This is a genomic window from Kitasatospora sp. NPDC058965 (genome assembly GCF_042741245.1).
Taxonomy (GTDB): Bacteria; Actinomycetota; Actinomycetes; order Streptomycetales; family Streptomycetaceae; genus Kitasatospora.
In genome coordinates, this window is sequence record NZ_JBHYKG010000428.1 from 1 (window position 1) to 5660 (window position 5660).

5 protein-coding genes and 1 pseudogene are annotated in these 5660 nt (G+C 73.6%); 4 read left to right on the forward strand and 2 right to left on the reverse strand.

Annotated features, from left to right (window positions below; translation table 11 throughout):
• Positions 1–388 (reverse strand): annotated as a pseudogene (locus ACFW1A_RS37575) (aminoglycoside phosphotransferase family protein); the annotation flags it as partial.
• 236 nt (positions 389–624) lie between these two features.
• Complete coding sequence (locus ACFW1A_RS37580) at positions 625–915, reverse strand: hypothetical protein (protein WP_380417629.1); 291 nt, start codon at positions 913–915, stop codon at positions 625–627.
• Between the two features lie 353 nt (positions 916–1268).
• Here ACFW1A_RS37580 and ACFW1A_RS37585 point away from each other — a divergent pair, with 353 nt between their 5' ends.
• The 4 genes from ACFW1A_RS37585 (at position 1269) to ACFW1A_RS37600 (ending at position 5485) form a co-directional block, all read left to right on the forward strand.
• Entirely contained in the window at positions 1269–2090 is an 822-nt protein-coding gene (locus ACFW1A_RS37585; protein WP_380417631.1) for a hypothetical protein, read from the forward strand.
• Positions 2087–3364 (forward strand): nucleotidyl transferase AbiEii/AbiGii toxin family protein, encoded by a 1278-nt coding sequence (locus tag ACFW1A_RS37590; protein ID WP_380417633.1) that lies wholly within the window; start codon positions 2087–2089, stop codon positions 3362–3364. The genes ACFW1A_RS37585 and ACFW1A_RS37590 overlap by 4 nt, the downstream gene beginning before the upstream one ends.
• A gap of 140 nt (positions 3365–3504) precedes the next feature.
• A complete protein-coding gene (locus ACFW1A_RS37595) occupies positions 3505–3978 on the forward strand; it encodes a DIP1984 family protein (RefSeq protein WP_380417635.1) in 474 nt (157 codons plus the stop codon).
• A gap of 418 nt (positions 3979–4396) precedes the next feature.
• Positions 4397–5485 carry a MerR family transcriptional regulator gene (locus ACFW1A_RS37600; RefSeq protein ID WP_380417637.1) on the forward strand — a complete coding sequence of 363 codons (1089 nt, stop codon included), beginning with the start codon at positions 4397–4399 and terminating at the stop codon, positions 5483–5485.
• The last annotated feature ends 175 nt before the right edge of the window (positions 5486–5660 follow it).

The window sequence follows — 5660 nt, forward strand, 5'->3', positions numbered from 1 at the left end:
TGCCGTGCCAGACGGTGTTCCAGGGGCCGAAGTCGCCGTGGCAGACGACTTCGTCGCCGACGGGCCCGGCGGTGGTGGTGGACCAGGCGGTCGTGCCGGGCGGCCGGTAGCCGGCCACGGCGTCGTGGTAGTCGCGCAGCAGGTGGGCGAAGGTGATCAGGCCCTGGTCGTCGACGACCTTGGCCCAGCCGTCCGGACCGGACTCGCCGTCGATCCAGGTCAGGACTTCGCGGCCCTGGTCGTCGAAACCGAGTACGCGGGGCGCGAGTTCGTACCCGACCGCCTCCAGGTGGCGGAGCAGGTCGTGAACCGCCGGGGTCCATGGTCCGACCGGTCGGTGGACCGTGCGGCCGATCCGCTTGACCCTGCCGATCTCCTCTGTCGTCACCTCGCAACCGTGGCGAGGAACCCGCCGTGTCGCAACCGGTTTTGTCGTGGCGTGGCACCGGCCGCAGCGGGCTGCGGTCGGATTGGACGCTCGCCGGTCTCCTCGGCCACGACCCGGTCGTTCACTCGCGCGGCCCTGACCTTGACCGGGCGGCGACACCAGCATCCGGTTCTGCTGCCCCGACAGTTCGGAAGCCGTCGCTGATCCGGCGACGTTGCCCACCGGCCGGGGTGGCGTCAGACGCGCTCCCGCTCGCTCGTCTCCTCGGTCGTGGCCGCGGTCCGGGCGCGACGGCGGCTCAGCAGGGTGCCTCCCACGGCCACCAGGCCGATGGCGACGACCTTGGCGGCCCCGTAGTAGCCGGAAGCCAGGTTCTCCGGGGTGCCGGGCAGCCTGAAAGTGACCCACGCGGCCGCGACGCCCCCGAGGACGATCGTTGCGACGGCTCCCCACGTTCCGAGGTCCGCCCACCAGGCCCCCGGGGCGTGCCCCTGCTGGTCGGTCTGCTCAACGTCCTTGTCGGCCATGGTCTGTTCTCCTGGGCGGGTGGTGGCGGTCGCAAGGTAAGACGTGGGCCCGGCACGGAAGGTTCACCGGGCCGCCCCCGGCCGGCCCCCAGGGCTGACACCGGGTAGGGAACGCCGCTCGTGCTCCGGACACGTGACGGGCGCCGCGTCACCGTCATCGGGGCGGTGATGGAGCCACCGCTCAACAGTGCGTGCGAGGCCCGCGGGCAACGGCGACTGGCGGTCCCCGAACTCGGCCCTGTCGAGTCGACCGGTTGCCTCCACGCCGTGAGGTGAGCTCCGAGGGCCGGGGAACTGGTGCCGCATCAGGCCCCCGGGGGTGGGCTGTCGGTGGGGGCTGGCAGGCTGTGCGCATGTTCGTCACCCACTCCGACCTGGTCGGTTTCGACCCGGTCCGTTTCGACGCGGCTGTTGTCGCCGCTTCCACGCCCGACGCCGGTGAGCCGCTCCGCGGTGACTTCGAGGTGCACCTCACGGTGGGGGCGGCGGTGGCCGACGAGCTCGCCGTCTGGTCGGCGGAGCACGGCCTGAAGTTCACGCACATCCTGCTGGACCGGGGCGCCGCCGTCTCCCAACCCATGCTCACACTGCGGGAGTCCGGCAGCTTCGAGGAGGTCGCGGCGGTCACCCGGCGGATGGCGGGCCGGCTGGCCGGGGCCGGGTTCGCGGTGCTGCGGGTGAAGATCGAGGCCGTGCCGTGGGCCGAGGGCGTGCCGCAGTCGGACGCCGACGGGGCCCGGCACGGCGCGCACCGGTACTTCGAACACCACGTCAAACTGCTGCTCGCCGAGGACGAGTCCACCGACGGCCTGGCCGAGCTGGCGGTTCGCCACGGGGCCCACCTCTCGCGCAACGCCCGCAGGGTGCGGGCCGACGGGCTGCGGGAGCGGTTCGTGACCCAGCGCTGCCGCCTGGTCGGGCTGGCCACGGCGGGCCTGCGGCTCGACGCCCTGCTCGCCGAACTCGCCGCGGACGGGCGCCGGACAGCCTCGGCGGAGCGGGAGTTCGTGGCCCTGGACACCGACGAGACGCTCGACGCGGGCTGGATCGACGAGTACCCCACCGCCGAGCACCGGAACATCGCCGAGCACCGGACCACCGCCCGCCACATACCGGCCCATCACCTCACCGCCCACCACACCACCGCGCACGACCGACAGGGAGCACTCCGATGACCAGCGACCAGACCGCCCCCGCCCCGGCCCCCGCCGCCGACAACGGCTGGGAGGACCTCGAGTACGGGCCGTGGGAGCAGGTCCTGCTGCCCAAGCAGGCCCCGAGCGAGGAGGTCCGCGAGCGCCTCGACCTGCCGAAGAGCGTGCGCCCGATCGACCACGAGGCGGTCACCCAGCAGCCGGTCTTCGACCCGGCCCTGGCGGGCTACAGCCGGGCCCTGCGGCCCAGTGAGCCGCTGTTCGCCGATCCCGGGGTGGCCGAGCGCTGGCTCGTCGCCCGCCGGGAGGCGCTCAACACCGTCCTGTCCGCCGTCGCGGAGTCCGGCTGGGCCGAGCACCTGATGCTGCGCGGCAGCATCCTGCTGCGCGCCTGGTTCGGCGACGCCGCGCGGGAGCCCGGTGACCTGGACTTCGTCGTGCGGCCCGCCGACTGGGAGTTGGAGGACCCGCGCACCGAGCAGTTGCTCGGCGAGATCGCCGCGGGCGCGGAGCGGCTGTCCGGTGGGGTGCGGCTGCACGCCGACCAGGCGGTGGCGGACGAGATCTGGACCTACAGCCGGGTGCCCGGCCGCCGCCTGGTGGTGCCGTGGAGCGCGCCCGGGCTGCCGGGCGGGACCGTCCAGCTGGACTTCGTCTTCACCGAGCAGCTGCCCGGCCAGCCCCGCTCCGAGCAACTGCCGGGTGTGAGTGCGCCGTTGCTCGTCGCCACGCCCGAACTCTCGTTGGCGTGGAAGATCCTGTGGCTGGTCTCGGACAACCACCCGCAGGGCAAGGACCTGTACGACGCCGTGCTGCTCGCCCGCTCCGCCGAGGTGTCGTACGAGCTGCTGCGGCAGGTGTTCACGCTCTCGGACGAGAGCTGGAACCGGTGGCCGCTGGTGCCCGAAGCGATCTCCGAACTCTACGTCGAGTGGGACGAGTTCGCGAAGGACTACCCGCAGCTGGCCGAGGGCGGCGACGAGTACCCGGCCCGGCTGCTGGCCGCCCTCGCCCCGACCTTCGAGGGCCGCAGCGAGTACGCGCTGCGCGCCCTGTGGCTCGCCCCGCTGGTCGAGGAGCTGCGGGTCGCCGTGGCGGCGAGCGGCACGGACGCGGTGCAGGACCGGCTGGGCCAGTCGTACGGGCAGTTGGAGGCGGCCCTGGTGGTCGTCTGCGAGCTGCTGGGCGGCGACCTGGCCCGGGCCTGCGAGGTGGTGGACGCCTGGCCGAACGGCTCGCCCCGCCGGACCCAGAAGCTGGCCGCGCTGGTGGAGCGCTTGGGCGAGGGGCGCTGAGCGGACACCCCTGACCTGGGTGTGCGGGGCAGCGCCGGGGAGGTACGCGAATCCTCGTCAGCCCACCCCGCGAACCACCCTGCCCGGCGCTGACGTGCATACTTACCGGACGATCAGCAGGACGTAGGGGTGATGACGCGGTGAAACTGGCTGAAGCGCTGGCCCAGCGCGCGGCTGCGGTGCGGCGGGTGGAGCAGTTGCGGACGCGCGTCGTCGGCAGCGCCCGCTACCAGGAGGGCGAGGAGCCGGCCGAGAACGCGGCGGAGGTGCTGGCCCAGGCCGGAGAGGTGCTGGACGAGTTGGAGCGGCTGATCCGTCAGATCAACCGGACCAATTCCACCGCGGTCGTCGAGGGCGTCGGCACCCTGACCGACGCCCTGGCCCGCCGGGACGTCCTGCGGCTGCGCCACTCGGTGGTCACCGCGGCCGCCGACGCGGCCTCGGGACGTGACCAGCGCGGCGCCGTACGGCAGTTGCGGTCCGAACTCAGGATCCTCTCCGCCCTGCCGGTCGCCGAGCTGCGCGCCCAGGCAGACCTGCTGGCCAAGGACATCCGTGAGGTGGACACCCTGATCCAGCGCACCAACTGGGAGATCGACCTGATCGAGGACTGACCCACGAGCTGGGTGTGGGAAGCAGGTAGTCGTCACGGAGGCGTGCACACACCGCGGGTCGGCGGTTTATCCGGCCCTTGGTGCGTGAAGAGCAACGCAGGGGTTCAATTCCTCACCAACAGTGCAGCTCAGCACCGCGTACAGGTGACCGAGCACACCGCACATCTCACCACCACGTGCAGATCCGGACGACGAGGGCGGGAACGGGGCGCCCCACACCCCGTGCGAGGGCCGTGCACACCGCACGGCCCTCGCACTGTTCCACCCCGGGGGCGGTCCCGCACCTTTGCGGCGGATCCGGACCCCGGCCCCGCAGCCCGGCACCCGCGGCGCGAAGGGCTTCGTGCTTGACCCTCACGCGGCGTGATGCCGGATAGTCGCCGACGTGGAAGAGCACGAGCACTTGACCGTCGGACGGGTGGCCGAGTTGGCCGGTGTGAGCGTCCGTACCCTGCACCACTACGACGACATCGGCCTGGTGCAGCCGTCCGAGCGGACCGGGGGCGGGTACCGGGCCTACTCGGCGGGCGATGTGGAGCGCCTGCGGGAGGTGTTGGCGTTCCGGCGGCTGGGGTTCGGGTTGCGCGAGATCGCGGACCTGGTGGACGACCCGGCCACCGACGCGGTCGCCCGGCTGCACCGGCTGCGCGGCCTGCTGGTGGAGCAGCGGGACCGCACGGCCGCCATGGTGACGGCCATCGACAAGGAGCTGGAGGAGCGGGCGATGGGGATCAGGACGACGCCGGAGGAGCAACTGAAGATGGTCGGGGCGCAGTTGTACGAGGTCATCGGGTCCGACTACGCGACGACGCGGCGCACCGAGCCGCGGATCGCCGCGCAGGTCTGGGACGCCCTCGGGGACGCGCGGACGGTTCTGAACGTGGGGGCCGGCACCGGTTCCTACGAGCCACCCGACCGCGCCGTGACGGCGGTGGAACCGTCGGCGGTGATGCGGGCCCAGCGTCCCGCGGGCGCGGCGCCGTGCGTGGCCGCCAGCGCGGAGAGCCTGCCGTTCGCGGACCAGTCCTTCGACGCCGCGATGGCCTTCAGCACCGTGCACCACTGGCAGGACCCGATCGCCGGGCTGCGGGAGATGCGGCGGGTGGCCCGGCGCGTGGTGGTGTTCACGCACGACGCCAGCGACGCCGGCTGGCGGCACCGGTTCTGGCTGTCCCGCGACTACCTGCCCGAGGTCGCCGACCTGGTCGTCGGCCGGCCCTCGGTGGACCGGTTGGCGGCCGCGATCGGGGCCCGGATGGAGCCGGTGCTCGTCCCGTGGGACTGCGCCGACGGCTTCTTCGAGGCCTACTGGCGCCGGCCCGAGGCGTACCTGGACGAACCGGTGCGCCGCGCGATGTCGGTGTGGACCAGGGTCGGGCCGGCGGCCGAGCGGCGGGCGGTGCGCAGCCTCCGCGAGGACCTCGCCTCGGGCCGGTGGGCCGAGCGCAACCGCGACCTGGTCGGCCTCGACGCGGCGGAGCTCGGCCTGCGGCTGCTGGTGGCCTGAACCGTCACGCCCGGGGAGGCCGCGGGTTCAGGCGCACAGCGCCGGCTCGCGGCCCTCGGGCTCCGGGGCCGGGGCCGCCGTCGGTGCCGGGTCCGGGGCCGGCTCCGCGGCCCGGCCGCCGGTGCGGGTGGCGCCGACGCCGGCGCGGACGACCAGGACGACGCCGGCGGCCGGG